The 15,904-nt window shown below is 54.7% G+C and carries 15 protein-coding genes and 2 pseudogenes; 16 read left to right on the top strand and 1 reads right to left on the bottom strand.

Annotation, left to right across the window (positions count from 1 at the left end):
- Positions 1-97: 97 nt before the first annotated feature.
- The 3 genes and pseudogenes from H9L05_RS24715 to H9L05_RS03280 all read left to right on the top strand — a co-directional run.
- Positions 98-1,146 (top strand): annotated as a pseudogene (locus H9L05_RS24715) (molybdopterin cofactor-binding domain-containing protein); the annotation flags it as partial.
- The gene (locus tag H9L05_RS24710; RefSeq protein WP_262892617.1) at positions 1,135-2,406 is read left to right on the top strand and encodes a molybdopterin cofactor-binding domain-containing protein; all 1,272 of its coding nucleotides are present in this window, start codon (positions 1,135-1,137) and stop codon (positions 2,404-2,406) included. The pseudogene H9L05_RS24715 and the gene H9L05_RS24710, both read left to right, overlap by 12 nt.
- Complete coding sequence (locus H9L05_RS03280; protein ID WP_187733016.1) at positions 2,369-3,340, top strand: XdhC family protein; 972 nt, start codon at positions 2,369-2,371, stop codon at positions 3,338-3,340. Before H9L05_RS24710 ends, H9L05_RS03280 begins: the two co-directional genes overlap by 38 nt.
- 192 nt (positions 3,341-3,532) lie before the next feature.
- Here H9L05_RS03280 and pucL read toward each other — a convergent pair whose 3' ends face one another.
- Positions 3,533-4,399 carry a factor-independent urate hydroxylase gene (pucL, locus tag H9L05_RS03275; RefSeq protein ID WP_223284703.1) on the bottom strand — a complete coding sequence of 289 codons (867 nt, stop codon included), beginning with the start codon at positions 4,397-4,399 and terminating at the stop codon, positions 3,533-3,535.
- A gap of 77 nt (positions 4,400-4,476) precedes the next feature.
- Here pucL and allB point away from each other — a divergent pair, with 77 nt between their 5' ends.
- From allB to eboE, 13 genes and pseudogenes are all read left to right on the top strand, one after another.
- Positions 4,477-5,388 carry an allantoinase AllB gene (allB, locus tag H9L05_RS03270; protein ID WP_223284702.1) on the top strand — a complete coding sequence of 304 codons (912 nt, stop codon included), beginning with the start codon at positions 4,477-4,479 and terminating at the stop codon, positions 5,386-5,388.
- Positions 5,310-5,810, top strand: a complete 501-nt coding sequence (locus tag H9L05_RS23025; protein WP_223284701.1) for an amidohydrolase family protein — start codon at positions 5,310-5,312, stop codon at positions 5,808-5,810. The genes allB and H9L05_RS23025 overlap by 79 nt, the downstream gene beginning before the upstream one ends.
- 4 nt (positions 5,811-5,814) lie before the next feature.
- A complete protein-coding gene (locus H9L05_RS03265) occupies positions 5,815-7,059 on the top strand; it encodes an allantoate amidohydrolase (RefSeq protein ID WP_187733015.1) in 1,245 nt (414 codons plus the stop codon).
- Between the two features lie 6 nt (positions 7,060-7,065).
- On the top strand, positions 7,066-7,812 hold the full coding sequence (allE, locus tag H9L05_RS03260; RefSeq protein WP_187733014.1) for a (S)-ureidoglycine aminohydrolase: 747 nt from the start codon (positions 7,066-7,068) through the stop codon (positions 7,810-7,812).
- A gap of 171 nt (positions 7,813-7,983) precedes the next feature.
- Positions 7,984-8,490 (top strand): 2-oxo-4-hydroxy-4-carboxy-5-ureidoimidazoline decarboxylase, encoded by a 507-nt coding sequence (gene uraD, locus H9L05_RS03255; RefSeq protein ID WP_187733013.1) that lies wholly within the window; start codon positions 7,984-7,986, stop codon positions 8,488-8,490.
- The gene (gene uraH / locus H9L05_RS03250; RefSeq protein WP_187733012.1) at positions 8,487-8,825 is read left to right on the top strand and encodes a hydroxyisourate hydrolase; all 339 of its coding nucleotides are present in this window, start codon (positions 8,487-8,489) and stop codon (positions 8,823-8,825) included. Before uraD ends, uraH begins: the two co-directional genes overlap by 4 nt.
- A gap of 51 nt (positions 8,826-8,876) precedes the next feature.
- Positions 8,877-10,313: a DUF6986 family protein gene (locus H9L05_RS03245; RefSeq protein WP_187733011.1), complete on the top strand. Its 1,437-nt coding sequence runs from the start codon at positions 8,877-8,879 to the stop codon at positions 10,311-10,313.
- A gap of 169 nt (positions 10,314-10,482) precedes the next feature.
- The gene (locus tag H9L05_RS03240) at positions 10,483-11,355 is read left to right on the top strand and encodes an EboA domain-containing protein (RefSeq protein ID WP_187733010.1); all 873 of its coding nucleotides are present in this window, start codon (positions 10,483-10,485) and stop codon (positions 11,353-11,355) included.
- 72 nt (positions 11,356-11,427) lie between these two features.
- Positions 11,428-12,333, top strand: coding sequence for a TatD family hydrolase (locus H9L05_RS03235; RefSeq protein WP_187733009.1), 906 nt, complete (start codon positions 11,428-11,430; stop codon positions 12,331-12,333).
- A 42-nt stretch (positions 12,334-12,375) separates the two neighbouring features.
- Positions 12,376-12,825 (top strand): UbiA family prenyltransferase, encoded by a 450-nt coding sequence (locus H9L05_RS25770; RefSeq protein WP_317175090.1) that lies wholly within the window; start codon positions 12,376-12,378, stop codon positions 12,823-12,825.
- Between the two features lie 5 nt (positions 12,826-12,830).
- Positions 12,831-13,256, top strand: a complete 426-nt coding sequence (locus H9L05_RS25765) for a UbiA prenyltransferase family protein (protein ID WP_317175089.1) — start codon at positions 12,831-12,833, stop codon at positions 13,254-13,256.
- 137 nt (positions 13,257-13,393) lie between these two features.
- A pseudogene (locus H9L05_RS03225) lies at positions 13,394-14,549 on the top strand (3-dehydroquinate synthase).
- A gap of 441 nt (positions 14,550-14,990) precedes the next feature.
- Complete coding sequence (gene eboE, locus H9L05_RS03220; RefSeq protein ID WP_223284892.1) at positions 14,991-15,869, top strand: metabolite traffic protein EboE; 879 nt, start codon at positions 14,991-14,993, stop codon at positions 15,867-15,869.
- The last annotated feature ends 35 nt before the right edge of the window (positions 15,870-15,904 follow it).

Genomic DNA, 15,904 nt, shown 5'->3' with positions numbered 1-15,904 from the left:
CAGCATCTCGCTCACGCATTTAGATTAGTAATCCTGCTAAACACGCGAGATGCTGCGCTGCGCTCTGCATGACACTATTTAAACCCAGAATACCACGATGAAAAATATAGATTCCGGTAACCACACGAAGGGGCAGTCGGTCTACCTGGATGATATTCCGTTGGTGGCCGGAACGCTATTTGGGGCCGTGTTTAGTTCGCCTATTGCGCATGGGCATATCGAGCAACTCTACCTCTCAGAGGCCGCGCAGGAGCCCGGCATAGTGCGCATTTTTACCCACCAGGATATCACCGGCGAAAACCAGATTGGCGGCATCATCCCCGATGAGCCATTGCTAGCGGAGCACGAGGTAGATTTCTGCGGAATGCCGATTGCCTTTGTTGTGGCGACGTCGGATGAAGCAGCGCGGGCAGCGGTGAAGAAAATAAAAGTTGATATAAAGCCGCTTCCTGTAATTACCGACCCGCGCGTGGCGCACGCCCAAGACCAGCTGATTGTGCCCGCGCGCACCTTCCGCCTGGGCGATACCACGCGGGCCTGGGAACAGTGCGAGTATGTATTTGAGGGCACCACAGACACCAACGGGCAGGAGCATCTGTATATCGAAACGCAGTGCGCCTATGCCATTCCGCAGGAAAACGGCGAGCTGAAGATCTATTCTTCGACCCAAAGTCCCACGGCTGGGCAGCGCACGGCGGCGCGGGTGCTGGGCGTGCCCATGCACCAGCTGGAGGTAGATGTGATTCGGCTGGGGGGCGGATTTGGGGGCAAAGAAGATCAAGCGAATGCCTGGGTAGCCCTGTGCGCGCTGGCGGCGCATCATCTGCGCCGGCCAGTAAAATATGTACTGCACCGGCTGGAAGATATGGCCATGACTGGCAAGCGCCACCCGTACTCCTCCGACTTCAAAATTGGGCTGGATAAAGACCTCAAAATCATTGCCTACGAGGCAGACTTCTACCAGAATGCCGGGGCCGCCGCCGACCTGTCGCCGGCCATTATGGAGCGGACGCTGTTTCACACCACCAGCACTTATTTCATTCCCAATGTGCGGGCCACGGCATTTAGCTGCCGCACACATTTGCCCCCAACACGGCCTTTCGGGGCTTCGGCGGTCCGCAAGCCAAGTTTGTGATGGAAGCTGCCATTGCAACGGCTGCCGAGAAGCTTGGCGTAGAGGCCTGCGTAATTCAAAAAAAGAACCTGAACCAGACCGGCGACGAGTTTCCGTTTGGGCAAAAAGCCGTGAGTGAGGCGCGTGCCTGCTGGCATAAGGCGGAAGAATTGTACGACGTAGCAAAGCTGCGGCAGGAGGTTGAAGCGTTTAACACGGCCAATATTCTTTACAAAAAAGGCCTGGCGCTGATGCCGGTTTGCTTTGGTATCTCGTTCACCAACACGTCCATGAATCAGGCGCGGGCGCTGGTGCACGTGTACTATGACGGCAGCGTGCGAGTGAGCACCGGCGCCGTGGAAATGGGCCAGGGCGTGAACACCAAAATGCTGCAAGTAGCAGCCCAAACCCTTTCTGTCAGTCCGGCCAAGGTGCGAGTGCAAACCACTAGCACCAACCGTATTGCCAACACATCGCCTTCCGCCGCCAGCGCCACCGCCGACCTGAATGGCAAGGCCGTGCAGCTGGCTTGTCAGGCCATTGTGCAGCGCCTCAAAGAGGTAGCGGCCCAGGTGCTGCAAGCGTCCGAAGCGGCCATTGAGCTGAGGGATGAACAGGTGCTGCTCAACGGCCAGGAAACGGACCTTGACTGGAAAAAGCTGGTGACGGCCGCTTTTCTGAAGCGCGTGAGCTTATCGGAGCACTCCCACTATGCCACGCCGGATGTGTACTTCGATAAAACCACCGAAAAGGGCCACCCTTTCGCGTATCACGTCTACGGCACGGCCATCACCACCGTCACCGTGGATTGTCTGCGTGGCACCTATCAGGTAGACGCGGTGCGGGTGGTGCACGACTTTGGGCTCAGCATGAACCCCGCCGTAGACCGTGGGCAGATTGAGGGCGGCATTGTACAAGGCATAGGTTGGATGACGCTGGAAGAATTGCTGTATGACACGGCCGGCCGCTTGCGCTCCAATACGCTCTCCACCTACAAAATCCCCGACATCTATTCGGTACCGAAGGAAATTGCCATTGAGCCTTTGCAAACCGAGCAGGACAACCTTGCTATCTTCCGCTCCAAGGCCGTGGGCGAGCCGCCATTTATGTACGGCATTGGTACTTATTTCGCTTTGCGCAACGCTATCAAAGCCTTCAACCCAACTTCTCCTATCGCCTTTGATGCCCCGATGACACCGGAGAAAGTGTTGCTTGGGTTGTATCCGCAGGCGGCCACAGGTACCCAACAAGTGCATGAGCAGCAGAACCTTCGCCACGTGGCAGCTTCTTAGCGAGAGTCTGGGCCGGGGCGTTCCGGCCATGTTGCTGTATGTGGTGCAAAGCCAGGGCAGTAGTCCGGGCCGGCAGGGCTTTGCTATGAGCGTGGACGCGCACGGTGATATGCAGGGCTCCATCGGCGGCGGTATCATGGAGCACAAGCTGGTGCAGCTGGCCCGTGAGCGCCTCGCTCAGCCGTCGCCCGGCAGCTCCCTGCACCGCCAGATTCACAACAAAAAAGCTCCCCAGAACCAGAGCGGCATGATTTGCTCCGGCGAGCAAACCGTGTTGTTCTACCCCGTGCGGCCAACGGATGCGCCGGCCATACAGCAGCTGCTCTTAGCTTTGCAGCAGGAGCAATCCTGTACGCTCATATTGTCGCCGGGGGGCATTTTCTTCGAGGCCAGCAAGTTGCCGATCCAGGATTATCTGTTTCGGCAGGAGGCAGAAGCCGAGTGGCTTTATCAGGAAAAAATCGGGCATAAGAATCAGCTGCACCTAATCGGCGGCGGGCACTGCGCCCTGGCCTTATCGCGCTTAGTGCAGTCGCTGGATTTTCGGGTGCAGCTCTACGAAGACCGGCCGCAGCTCAACACCTTCTTAGCGAACAATTACGTCCACGAAAAAACCATCGTCGCCAGCTACGCCGACTTAAATGAGCTTATTTCCGAAGGCGAAAATCAGTACGTCATCATCATGACCGTAGGCTACCGCACCGACGATATTGCTGTGCGGGCGCTGCTGGGCAAGAAGCTCCGCTTCTTAGGCTTGTTAGGCAGTCAGAAAAAGATTGAAAAGATGCTCACCGACTATCAGGCGGAGGGCTTTTCGCAAAAGCAATTGCAGCAGCTTCACGCCCCGGTTGGTTTGCCCATCAATAGCCAAACGCCCGAAGAAATAGCCATCAGCATCGCCGCACAATTGATTTCGGTGAAGAATGCGAAGTAATCAATATTGCCCAGACCGTCATGCACAGCGGCAGCGAAGCATCTCGCGTGCTGACGTTGCAGTGTATAAAGGTGCTCATGCTGAGCTGGTCGAAGCATCTCTCCCGCTTCGTTGCTACGGCATTGATTACTAACCAGTAGATATGCTTCGACCAGCTCAGCATGACGGTCTGGGGGGCTTTTTTATAGCTAATTACTCCCGAACTACCGTGCCGGTTATGTAGCCGAATGGCTCGTCGGTGGCGATGAAAATCTCGTTGTTATTGTCCATTCCAAACTGCTCCAGGTTGAAAGGAATATAGTGTTTATTGGGCATAATGAGGCTGATTCCCTTCACCGTCTCATTCTCCAGCAGAATTTGCTCCCCAATAGCGTAAAGTGTTTGCTGCACCGACTGACTTTTGTGCCCGGCAAAAGTGCGCAGCAGGGTCGTGCGGATTTTCTGATAGGTGGCTTCGAAATCTAAATCGGTGCGCGTGTAGGGCCAGGTGGCTTCACACTTGGTGGCCAGAATGCGGTCGGTAGTTTCTTTCAGAACGGTGTATTCGTCTTTGATGTATTTCTCGAAAGCTGAATCAGTGGTTTTCAGTAGCAGCAAATCCTGAAGGCCGGCGGAAACCTGTGCGCCCTGGGCAGTTTGGGTGATGATGGCGCGGCGCTTTTCGGTGCTGCCGCCGGTGAAGGCGTGCGTGTGCGCCGTTCCATCAAAAGACATGCGCTGCCAGCCGTGCTCCACCAACTCGATTTTTACTTTGCTTATCTGCGGATTTCGACTGAAAAAGAAGTTGGCCAAATGAAGGCCGAAATCTTCAATAGTAGACGTGAAATGCTCTTTGGCCAACGCATACACGGTGTTTTTCTGCGTATCGGTGGGGAGAATCCGTGAGTTGTCGCCGAGCGTGTGGGCTGTTTCGAAGTCGCCTTCCAGCGCTACACTCACCGAAATCTGGCGAAACTCGTGGTGGTCGGCGTGGCGGATAATCTTGGATAGATTTATCGCGTTTTTGCCGTAGGCATTGATTCCTAGTTTGATACCCATCGTCGTTGGCTGGTTGCGCATGGAAAGATTTCCAATCTAGAAAATTATCCTGCTAGATTGAAGGACCAATCCTGTCCTTCGCCCATTCTGCCCTTTGTATGCTGGATGCAGCTATAAAAAGTAAAAACGTAGTGACTCCGCAGGGCGTGCGGGAGGCGGTAGTATTGCTGCAAAATGGCCGCATAGTGGATGTGGTGCCGATGAATACCGCCCTCGGCTGCCCGATTCACGACATACAGGAAAAGGCGCTGCTGCCGGGCCTGATCGATCCGCACGTACACATCAACGAGCCCGGCCGCACGGAGTGGGAGGGCTTCGACACCGCTACCCGCGCTGCTCTGGCCGGCGGCCTGACCACGTTAGTCGACATGCCGCTAAACTCCTCTCCGGTCACGACTTCGGTAGCAAACCTGGCGCTGAAAGTAGCGGCTGCCAAAAGTCAGCTGCATACCAATTGCGGGTTTTGGGGAGGCATTGTGCCAGGCAATACCAACGAAATAGAAGGGCTGATTGCTCACGGCGTATTGGGTTTTAAAGCATTCCTGACCCATTCCGGCATCGATGATTTTCCCAACGCTACGGAGCACGACCTGCGGCAAGCGATGCCCATTCTGGCGCGCTACGGCCTGCCGCTGCTGGTGCACTGCGAGCTAACCACCGAAAACGACGCGTGGAAAGCCGGGGATAAACGCTCGTACCAGAATTACCTCGCCTCGCGCCCCAAACAGTGGGAAGACGAAGCCGTGGCCCTGATGATTCGGCTGTGCGAGGAGTATAATTGCCCTACGCACATCGTGCACCTGTCGTCGGCCAGCTCTATTGCACCCCTTGCGGCGGCCAAAGCGAAAGGCTCGCCGCTGACCGTGGAAACCGGGCAGCACTATCTGTTTTTCAGCGCCGAGGATATCAAAGACGGCCAGACGCAGTTTAAATGCGCGCCACCCATTCGGGAGCAGGCCAACAACGAAGAGCTCTGGGGGCTTTACAAGATGGCATTATCGACTTTGTAGCCACCGACCACTCACCTGCCCCGCCTGATTTGAAGCAACTGGAAAGCGGTGATTTCACGACGGCCTGGGGCGGTATTGCCTCCTTGCAGTTGGCCTTGCCCGTGCTCTGGACGGCTGCCCAAAAACGCGGCGCCAGCTTGCCCGACCTCGCTCGGTGGCTGAGCACCAACCCCGCCAGGCTAATCGGGCAGCAAGGTCGCAAAGGCCAGATTGCAAAAGGCTTCGATGCTGACTTGCTGGTTCTGGCACCTGAGCAGACCTTCACCGTAACGGCCGAGATGCTGCACCATCGGCACAACGTGTCGCCCTACATCGGGCAGGAGCTGCAAGGCGTTATTGAGCAGACATTTCTGAAGGGGCAGCTTGTGTACGATCGTCCTAATTTTACTCACCTCCATCAGGGTGAAATCATTACGCGCTAGCTGCATGGAAGCCTACGTAAACCGCGCGGAGAAAATTCTGGAGCGTATCAACGCCCTCGCGGCCATCAGCGAAGACGCGAGTTGCGTGACGCGCACCTTCGGAACACCGGCCTTTCTCGAGGGTAGCGCTTTGGTAAAAAGCTGGATGGAAGCGGCAGGTTTGGCTACCCGCCTCGACAACATCGGAAACGTGCGCGGCCGGTTGCTCAGCGCCCGCCCCGGCGCGAAAACCTTCGTCATCGCCTCGCATATTGATACGGTGATAAATGCCGGCAAATTCGACGGTCCGCTGGGCGTGCTGATAGGCCTTGATTTGCTGGAGCAGCTCGTGCAACAGCAGGCCGCGCTGCCCTTCAACGTGGAGCTTATTGCGTTCAGCGACGAGGAAGGCTGCCGTTTTCATACCACTTACTTGGGCAGCAAGGTGGTGGTGGGCTTTTTTGAGCCTGATCTGCTCCAAAAGCAAAACGCTACGGGCACCAACCTCGCGGCGGCCCTGGCAACTATGGGTTGCGATGCCCAACAACTGGCTCATGACGCTATTTTGCCGGCCGATTGGCTCGGTTACTTCGAAGTGCACATTGAGCAAGGGCCAGTGCTATACGAGCGCAATATTCCGGTGGCACTCGTAACAGCCATTGCTGGTCAGCAGCGGGTGGAGCTAGTATTTAAAGGTATGGCCGGCCATGCGGGCACGGTGCCCATGAGTATGCGCCAGGATGCGCTTTGCTGCGCCGCTGAGGCTATTCTGGCAGTAGAACAGTTTGGTTTAGCGCATCAACAGACGCTGGTGGCCACGGTGGGCAAGCTCGATATTCGCCACGCGGCCAGCAACGTGATACCCGGCGAAGTGGCGTGCAGCCTGGATCTGCGCAGCGCCGATGAAGCGCAACTAGCGTGGGCCTCTCAGGCGCTGCGAGAAAAGCTGGAAGCTATTGTCCGGCACCGCGATATTACACTGAGCTGGAACCTCATTCAACAAACTGCTCCCGTTACCTGCGACGCTGTCTTGAACAGTCATCTGGCCCGCGCCATTGCTGATGCCGGCTATCCAGTAGTCTCACTCGTCAGCGGAGCCGGCCACGACGCGGTGCCTATCTCGAAAGTTGCGCCGGCTACGATGCTTTTCGTGCGGTGCTATAAAGGCATCAGCCACAATCCGTTAGAAAACGTGGAGCTACCCGACCTGGCCGCCGCGCTGCGCGTAGCCGAGCGTTTCCTCACCCAACTCATTACCCACCATTCGTAATCCGTCATGGAAATATCCGCCTTAACCCGCTCCGTCGTCAAGCGCAACCACGCCGTCATCAGCCCCGATGGCTACATCAACAGCAACGTGCCGGGCTGGACGGGCTGCACCGTGAACGTGATTATCAACGAGCAGATGGGGGCTCGGCTGTGCCAAACACTCGTCACGTTGCAGGCTGGGGGGCAATTATTGGGCAAAACGCAGGCTTCGCAGATCTTCTTCTACGTGGTAGAAGGCCAAATTCAAGTTAGCGTCGATGGCCAAGATCAGACGCTCAGTACCGGCGAGTTTGTGTATGTGCCCATTGGTAAGGAATACCGGTTTGAAGACCCCGCCGCCGGCACTCAGGTTCTCACTTTCCACAAAGTATACGAGCCGCTGGAAGGCCACGAAGTACCCGGCGTGTTGTTTGGCGAGAAGGACGACAGCAAAGCGCCCATCTATATGAACGATGAGGCCCTGCGCATTCAGGTGCTGCTTCCCGACCACTTGGGCTTCGATATGGCTGTGAATATCTTCACCTACCAGACGGGGGGCAATTTGCCCATGGTCGAAACCCACATTATGGAGCACGGCCTGCTCTACCTCCAGGGCCAGGGCATCTACATGCTCGACCACGAGTGGTACCCCATCAAGAAAGGCGACTCCATCTGGATGGCGCCCTACTGCCAGCAATGGTTTACCGCCATGGGAAAAGAGCCAGCCGTGTACATCTACTACAAAAACGTCAACCGCTTCCCAACGGTGGTGTAGATTATAATTCTCTAGTCGGTCATACTAAAGCACGTCATGCAGAGCGGCAGCGAAGCATCTCGCGTGCAGTCGTCAGGGTTAGCATTGCAACGAAGCGAGCGAGATGCTTCGCTGCCGCTCTGCATGACGGTTTAGAGGAATCGCCTTTGATTTTAAATTGATTGTCACAGGATGACTTTAGTCGAACTCAACACATTACCTAAGCCCGCTTTAACCGACGCCTTGCGCAAATGCTGCGGGAGCACGGCCTGGGTAGAGGCTATGAGCCAAATCTTTCCGTTGCCGGATAAGCAAACCTTATTTGCCCAAGCCGCTACCATCTGGCGCGGCCTTTCCGAGCAAGACTGGCGTGAGGCTTTCACCCATCATCCGAAGATTGGGGACATTAACTCACTGAAGGAAAAGTTTGCTAGCACCAGTACTTGGGCCGCTGGCGAGCAGGCGGCGGTGCAGCATTCCTCGCAAGCGGTGCTGGAAGCTTTAGCCGAAGGAAATACGCGTTACGAAGAGAAATTCGGCTATATTTTCATCGTCTGCGCTACCGGAAAGTCGGCGGAGGAAATGCTGGCGTTGTTGCAGGCCCGACTGCCCAATGAGCCTGACCAGGAAATGAAAATTGCCATGGGCGAGCAGGCGAAAATCACTCAAATTCGGCTGGAAAAACTATTAGCAGTATGAGTCAGATTACCACCCATATTCTCGACACAACCCGGGGCAAACCTGCCCAGGGCGTAGTTATTGTGCTCTACAGTCAGCACGCGGAAACGTGGCAGGAGCTAGCCCGCGGCACGACCAACCAGGATGGCCGCGTCGCGGATTTGCTGCCAAAAGGGGAGGTGCTGGCGCGAGGAATCTACAAGCTGAAATTCTTTACCCAGGAATACTTCGACCAGCACGAAACTGCATCTTTTTATCCGTTCGTGGAAATTGCTTTTGCCGTCACGGCGCCGGAGCATTACCATGTGCCGCTGCTGCTGAACCCCTTTGGCTACTCCACGTATCGCGGCTCCTGAAGCCGGAAAACCAGCAGTTTCCATCCCACCCAAATTTGCCCCCCAGCGCTTATGAAGCTCAGCATACAAGAATCCGAAAAGGAACAATTACTCAATCAGCTCGGCGTCGCTAACCTTGCGTTTCAGCAAACCTACCCCGGCGACAAACCCGACCGCCAACCCGTGCACACAGTGTATGGCGGCGCCAATCTGTTCAAATCGGATACCTGCGTGCGCATGGGCGACATTGCCCTGAACAACCTGCGCACCTACGCGCCCAACTTTGTGGAGCTGGCCAACGTGCTTCAGCTCAAAGGCCATGAGCACCTGCCGAAGTCAGGGAAAGACATTGCGGAGCTGACCGCCAAGCTGGACGCTTCGTCGCCGGAAGACCGCAAAAAAGAGGCGGCCTGGCTGGCATATTCGGTGTATAACAAGATCATCGCCAAGCTCAAGGCCGAGCCCGTTGAGGATTTTCGGATAGACTTTGAGGACGGCTTCGGCAACCGCCCCGACGCGGAAGAAGATGCCACAGCCGTGCAGGCCGCCAATGAAGTGGCGGTAGGCATGCAAAACGGCACCTTGTCGCCCTTCATCGGTATCCGCATTAAGCCCTTCACCGAGGACTTGAAGCAGCGCGGCGTGCGGACGCTGGATATTTTTCTGACGACGCTGCTGGAAAAAACCGGTGGTAAGCTGCCCGATAACTTCGTGGTGATGCTGCCCAAAGTGACCATTCCGGAGCAGATGACGACCATGGTGCGCTTGTTCGAAATTCTGGAAAAGGCGAACAATTTGCCCCCCAACACGCTGCGCATGGAAACCATGGTGGAGGCTACCCAAATCATTATGGATGAGGAAGGCCGCAACCCGCTGATGCGCATCATTCGGGCGAGCGAAGGCCGCTGCGTGGCCGCCCACTTCGGCACCTACGACTACACGGCTTCGGCCGGCATCACGGCCCGCTACCAGACCATGGCCCACCCCGTGTGCGACTTCGCCCACCACATGACCAAAGTAGCGCTGGGCGGCACCGGCATTTTCCTTTCCGATGGCGCCACCAACGTAATGCCCATCGGTTCGCACCGGGGCGAAAACCTGACGTACGAGCAGCAGAAGGAAAACCGCGAATCGGTGCACAACGCCTGGCGGCAGGGCTTCCACCACACCACCCACTCCCTCATCAACGGTCTCTACCAAGGCTGGGACCTGAACCCGGCGCAGCTGCCCATGCGCTACGCCGCTACCTATGCCTTCTTCCTGAGCAGCTACGAGGACGCCGTATTTCGCCTAAAAAGCTTTGTGGAGCGCGCCGCCATTTCTACGCTCACCGGCGACATCTTCGACGATGCCGCTACGGGTCAGGGCTTGCTCAACTTCTTCCTGAAAGCGCTGAACTGTGGGGCAATTACGGAAGAGGAAATCACCGCGACGGGCCTGACGAAGGAGGAAATCAACACCCGCTCCTTCTTCCGCATCTTGGAAGGCCGGCGCAAGCTGAAGGAGTAGTCGATATTTTACGGCTTCCTTTTAATTTAGGCTCAACAGCTTGATAGTACCAAAAAAAATACTAATTATACAAAAGATGACTAGGTGCTAGTTATTGGGCCGACGCATGTTCAGATAGGCTCTGTTATCATAAGATACTGATTGCCTTACTCGTTATATCTGGGTTGCCATGCGGTTAGATGACTACACATCTTATTTATCAGCAATTCTGGCCGCAAATCAGACGGAAGCAGGCGCTGCCTGGCTACGCAAGCAGATAGAACAACTACACTCTGAGAAAGCCTTCTATTTAGCCTTCAGCCAAGTTCCTCGCTTTGTAGGAAAGCAGCCCCTGCACCTGACGAGCGACCAACTAGCTGAGGCCGCTCAGTTGCGTGCCGGGTTTAATCCTGGGTTGTGGACAGTAGATCAGGCGGTTCGCACGCTGCTGTTGTTGCAGGTTCCGCACCATACCTCAACCGAATACTCCTGCCTTTTAAAGGAGCTCTTTAGTGTGGCCGATTTAAGTGAATTAGCTACGCTTTATGCTGCGCTGCCACTTTTGCCATACCCGGAGTCGCACCGCGAGCGGGCTGCGGAGGGAGTACGCACCACCATGACGAGCGTATTCGACGCCATCGCGCTTAATAATCCTTATCCCCACGACTATTTACCAACTCAGGCCTGGAATCAGATGGTGCTGAAAGCGGTGTTTAACGCGCGGCCGCTACATCGGATTTATGGCCTGGACAACCGGCGCAATGCAGCGCTGGCGCATATGCTCATCGATTATGCGCATGAGCGCTGGGCGGCTAGTCGGGCGCTTACGCCGGAGGTGTGGCGGTTAGTTGGCCCTTACCTCACAACTGATAATATGCCCGATGTTGAGCGGTTATTTCAAAGCTCAAATGAGTTGGAAAACCAGGCTGGCGCTCTGGCATTGGCAGAAAGTAATTCACCGGAAATCAAAGATTTGTTGAGTCAGCACTCAGACATAGAGATGAAAATAAGGAATGGTGATTTCACCTGGCAAAGCATCGGAGAAAGAGCTTACACAGCTTAAAAAGTCAGTAGCTGCCATTGCTTACCTGCCTTCCTATTAACGCCCAATCAGTTACCTAAACCCCACCAGATTATGCTATTTATCGATCCGCACGTGCACATGACTTCCCGCACTACCGATGATTATGAGGCTATGCGCAATGCGGGCGTTGTAGCGATTATAGAGCCGGCGTTCTGGATGGGGCAGCCTCGTACCCAGGTTGGCACCTTTAAAGATTATTATAGTCACCTTATTGGCTTTGAAAGGTTTAGGGCCAGCCAGTTCGGGATAAAGCACTACTGCACTATCGGCCTGAATTCTAAGGAAGCAAACAACGAAGCGTTGGCCGAAGAAGTAATGGAGCTACTGCCGTTGTTCGTCTGTAAAGAGGGTGTTGTCGGGGTGGGCGAGATTGGCTACGATGACCAAACTGCGGCCGAGGACAAGTACTATCGACTACAGCTGGAACTGGCCAGGGAAGTGAACCTGCCAGTTCAGATTCACACACCGCACCGCGACAAGAAGAAGGGCACGCTGCGCAGTATGGAGGTAGCCCTGGAGCATGGGCTGGACCCGTCCATGGTCATTGTTGATCATAACAATGAAGAAACGGTGCAGGATGTGCTTGATCGGGGTTTTTGGGCTGCGTTTACTATTTACCCGCACACCAAAATGGGTAATGAGCGCATGACGGAAATTGTAAAGCAATACGGCCCCGAACGTATTTTCATCAATAGCGCCGCCGACTGGGGCATCAGCGACCCGCTGGCTGTACCCAAAACCGCCCATTTGATGCTAGAACGGGGTATTCCGGCCGAAACAGTGCAATTGGTTACCTATCAAAACGCGTTGGAGGCATTTGGGCAGAGCGGGCAGATGCAGGAAAGTGATTGGCTTACGACAACCCAGATTGATCAGAGCCAGAAGTTCTCCGGTAACTCGATTTTGCGAGGCGGCCAAACGCCCAAGATCGAGTCTGACGCTACCATCATCCGTTAAACACCTATCGCTATGAGCCGGTTTTTTGCACACCTCGTGCTAATGCGTCCTGCCAATATCATCACAGCTATTGCCGATATTCTGCTTGGCTTTGCTGCGTCGGGCTCGGTCCAGATGATCTTGGGTGATGACACTGCTTATTCATCGCATCCGCAGCTGACTAATTTGTATTGGCTCGTGGCAGCTACTATCGGGTTGTATGGCGGCGGCGTAGTGTTCAACGATGTATTCGACGCTGACCTTGACAGAAAAGAGCGCCCCGAGCGCCCCATTCCTAGCGGGGCCGCCAGCCGCCTGAGCGCAAGTCTGCTCGGCACTTTGTTGCTGCTGGCCGGCGTGCTGGCGGCATTCCAGGTCTCCAGCACCAGTGGCCTGATAGCAATAGCAATTGCCGTTTTGGCCTTAGTGTACGACTCATTTAGCAAGCACTATCCGGTGCTGGGCCCTTTGAACATGGGGGCCTGTCGGGGGGCAATTTACTGCTCGGTTTAAGCGCTTTGCCCGCAGCCGTGGGAGAGTATTGGTATCTGGCCCTGCTGCCGATCGTGTACATCGCGGCTATTACGGCTATTAGTCGGGGTGAAGTGCACGGCGGTGACAAAAAGATACTGCTGGGCTCGGTGGGCCTATACAGCTTGGTTATTGGCAGCATTTTACTCCTGATGACCTTGCCGCAGATCAATGGCGTTTACACAATTCCGTTTCTGGTTTTATTCTGCTACCTCATTTTTCCGCCTTTATTCAAGGCCATTTCTTCTTTGAAACCTCTGGACGTTCGGCTGGCGGTAAAGGCTGGAATTATGGCGCTCATTCTACTCGATGCAACTATAGCCGCAGGCTTTGCCGGGTGGTGGTATGGCCTTATCGTTCTGGCTTTATTTCCGTTGTCCCGGTTACTGGCCAGAGTATTTGCTGTAACTTAAGACACAGTGTTTTAAGCTAGCTTAAATAAGGCAGCCGTATTGCGTTGCCCGGTCATTTCGACCTTCTCTTTTCTCAGTTTTGAACAGGTAGAGAAGGACGCTTTTTGTGCAGTAATTTACTTCTGTTCTACATGCATATTCCTTCTCTGAAGCAGCAATTTCAGGTTGCTTTTTCTTATGATGTTCATTTTACTGAGGGCTTATTTAACGCGGATAATACGCTGATCCGCGATGTGCTCAAGCAGGATGGAGGAGCAGAGCCACGCAAAATATTCTTTGTAGTTGACGACGGTGTAGCTGCGCAGCATCCGCAACTTATGGGCGCCATTACCAGCTATGTTGCCGCGCACGCGGACGTCATGCAGCTTAGCGGACCGATTACGGTAATTCCGGGCGGCGAGCAGTGCAAAAATGAGCCGGCATTGGTGCAGCAGTTGCTGGATGCTGTCAACACTTACCACATCGACCGTCACTCGTATTTTGTGGGCATTGGTGGGGGTGCCGTTCTGGATCTGGTTGGGTATGTGGCCTCAGTGGCTCACCGGGGCATCCGGCACATCCGCATTCCCACCACCGTTCTGTCGCAGAATGACTCGGGTATTGGCGTAAAAAACAGTGTAAACGCCTTCGGGAAGAAGAATTTCCTCGGGAATTTCGCGCCGCCTTACGCCGTACTCAATGACTTTGAATTCCTGCTGACGCTCGAGGATCGGGACTGGCGGGGCGGTATAGCGGAAGCCTTAAAAGTGAGCCTGATTAAGGACGCAAAATTCTTTGCGTTTATACAATATAACGCGGCGAAATTGGCAGCCCGCGACATGCCTGCCATGCAGTATTTAATTCACCGCTGCGCCGAAATGCACTTGCAGCACATTGCCGGCGGCGACCCATTTGAGCAGGGCTCTTCCCGCCCCTAGATTTTGGGCATTGGTCGGCGCATAAGCTTGAGCAGCTGAGCAATTACCGCATCCGGCACGGCGAAGCGGTGGCCATCGGAATTGCCTTGGATTCGGTGTATTCGCATTTGCAGGGGCGAATCACTGAGGCCGAATTAGACCAGATTATTTCCGTGATCCGCACGCTGGGATTTGCCTTGTATGAACCCGAAATGTCAGTGCATTTGGCTGATGCCGCGCACCCGCAAAGTATGCAGCATGGGCTGCAGGAATTTCGGGAGCATCTGGGGGCAAATTGACCATTATGCTGCTGGAAAAAATCGGCCGCGGCGTAGAGGTCCACGAAATGGATGGTCAACTAGTGGAAGAGGCTGTAAGAAAATTGCAGCAGTACTAACCAGCGGCCCAAACGGCAGCCGTTGGCGTTAACCTCGGGACTATAAGCTATGGAAATTCAGCAAGGTTATCAGCTCACGTATTGCACCAATATCCATCCTGGCGAAACCTGGGCTGCTGTTTTTGAGAGTCTACGGAGGTATGTGCTGCCCGTGAAGGCGCGGTTTTCGCCCGATAAGCCTTTTGCAATTGGCTTGCGCCTGTCAGACGTGGCCAGCAAAGAGCTGGAGCAAGGCGAGCAATTAATGGAGTTTAAATTGTGGCTTGCCGAGCACGATTTGTATGTGCCGATTATAAACGGATTTCCGTTTGGCAGCTTCCATGGAGAAGCGGTAAAAGATGACGTACATCGGCCCGACTGGACCACGCGGGAGCGTGTTGAGTACACCAAGCGCCTGGTCCGGCTGCTCGCTTTTTTGTTGCCTGAAGGAATTGTGGGGGCATTTCTACGTCGCCGCTGTCCTACAAGCCATGGCTGGCGGGCGATGCGCCGCAAACCCAAGTGGTGTTGCAGAGAAGTACTCAACACCTGGCTGAACTGGTGGAAGAACTCGTCAGAGTACGGGCGCAAACTGGTCGGCTTATTCACCTCGACATTGAGCCCGAGCCAGATGGGCTGCTCGAAACGTCCACGGAATTTATTGACTACTACGAAACGTATCTGCTGCCCCAGGTTTCAGGTCATCTGCAAGCAACGCTTGGGTTAAGTCAGCAGCGCGCAGTTCAGGCAGTTTATGACAGCGTTCAGCTGTGCTACGACGTGTGTCATTTTGCTTTAGCCTACGAAGAGCCGGCCGCCGTGCTGGAGCAGTTAGCGACCAAAAAAATCAAAGTGGGGCGCGTGCAAATCAGTGCCGCGTTGAAGGCAGATTTGCCCCCCAGTAGTGAAGATCGGCACGCTTTAGCGCAGCAGTTCAGCACTTTTGCTGAGTCCACTTATCTGCACCAGGTGCTGGTGCGCAACCGCGATAATAGCATCACCCAATATCCTGATTTGCCGGCTGCCTTACCGCACATTCTGGACGCGCAGGCTACGGAGTGGCGCTCCCATTTTCACGTGCCGGTGTTTCTGGAACGCTACAATTTGTTGCAGTCTACGCAGCCGGAAATACAGAAAATAATACGGTTGCTAGCCGCGCAGCATTTCACTGCTTATCTGGAAGTTGAAACCTACACCTGGGAAGTGTTGCCGCCGGAAATAAAGCAGGATTTGGTGTCTTCTATCGAGAGAGAATTGAGCTGGGTAAAGCAAAATTTGGAGTTGGCCGAGCTACAGTTAAAAGAGTCAAATATTACTTCTACAGTTGGCGTATCGGCATAAGATATTACCAGTGAATTTACATCGATAAATTTTCT

Source organism: Hymenobacter qilianensis, from assembly GCF_014489555.1.
Taxonomy (GTDB): Bacteria; Bacteroidota; Bacteroidia; order Cytophagales; family Hymenobacteraceae; genus Hymenobacter; species Hymenobacter qilianensis.
The sequence above is the reverse complement of the archived record's forward strand: the minus strand, read 5'-3'. Positions and strand labels throughout refer to the sequence as shown.

Excerpts from the sequence above, each read along its gene's own strand:
- H9L05_RS24710 (WP_262892617.1), top strand. The coding sequence starts at position 1,135 with ATGGAAGCTGCCATTGCAACGGCTGCCGAGAAGCTTGGCGTAGAGGCC.
- H9L05_RS03280 (WP_187733016.1), top strand. The coding sequence starts at position 2,369 with ATGAGCAGCAGAACCTTCGCCACGTGGCAGCTTCTTAGCGAGAGTCTG.
- pucL (WP_223284703.1), bottom strand. The coding sequence starts at position 4,399 with ATGCGCAACCAGCCAACGACGATGGGTATCAAACTAGGAATCAATGCC.
- allB (WP_223284702.1), top strand. The coding sequence starts at position 4,477 with ATGCTGGATGCAGCTATAAAAAGTAAAAACGTAGTGACTCCGCAGGGC.
- H9L05_RS23025 (WP_223284701.1), top strand. The coding sequence starts at position 5,310 with ATGCGCGCCACCCATTCGGGAGCAGGCCAACAACGAAGAGCTCTGGGG.
- H9L05_RS03265 (WP_187733015.1), top strand. The coding sequence starts at position 5,815 with ATGGAAGCCTACGTAAACCGCGCGGAGAAAATTCTGGAGCGTATCAAC.
- allE (WP_187733014.1), top strand. The coding sequence starts at position 7,066 with ATGGAAATATCCGCCTTAACCCGCTCCGTCGTCAAGCGCAACCACGCC.
- uraD (WP_187733013.1), top strand. The coding sequence starts at position 7,984 with ATGACTTTAGTCGAACTCAACACATTACCTAAGCCCGCTTTAACCGAC.
- uraH (WP_187733012.1), top strand. The coding sequence starts at position 8,487 with ATGAGTCAGATTACCACCCATATTCTCGACACAACCCGGGGCAAACCT.
- H9L05_RS03245 (WP_187733011.1), top strand. The coding sequence starts at position 8,877 with ATGAAGCTCAGCATACAAGAATCCGAAAAGGAACAATTACTCAATCAG.
- H9L05_RS03240 (WP_187733010.1), top strand. The coding sequence starts at position 10,483 with ATGCGGTTAGATGACTACACATCTTATTTATCAGCAATTCTGGCCGCA.
- H9L05_RS03235 (WP_187733009.1), top strand. The coding sequence starts at position 11,428 with ATGCTATTTATCGATCCGCACGTGCACATGACTTCCCGCACTACCGAT.
- H9L05_RS25770 (WP_317175090.1), top strand. The coding sequence starts at position 12,376 with ATGCGTCCTGCCAATATCATCACAGCTATTGCCGATATTCTGCTTGGC.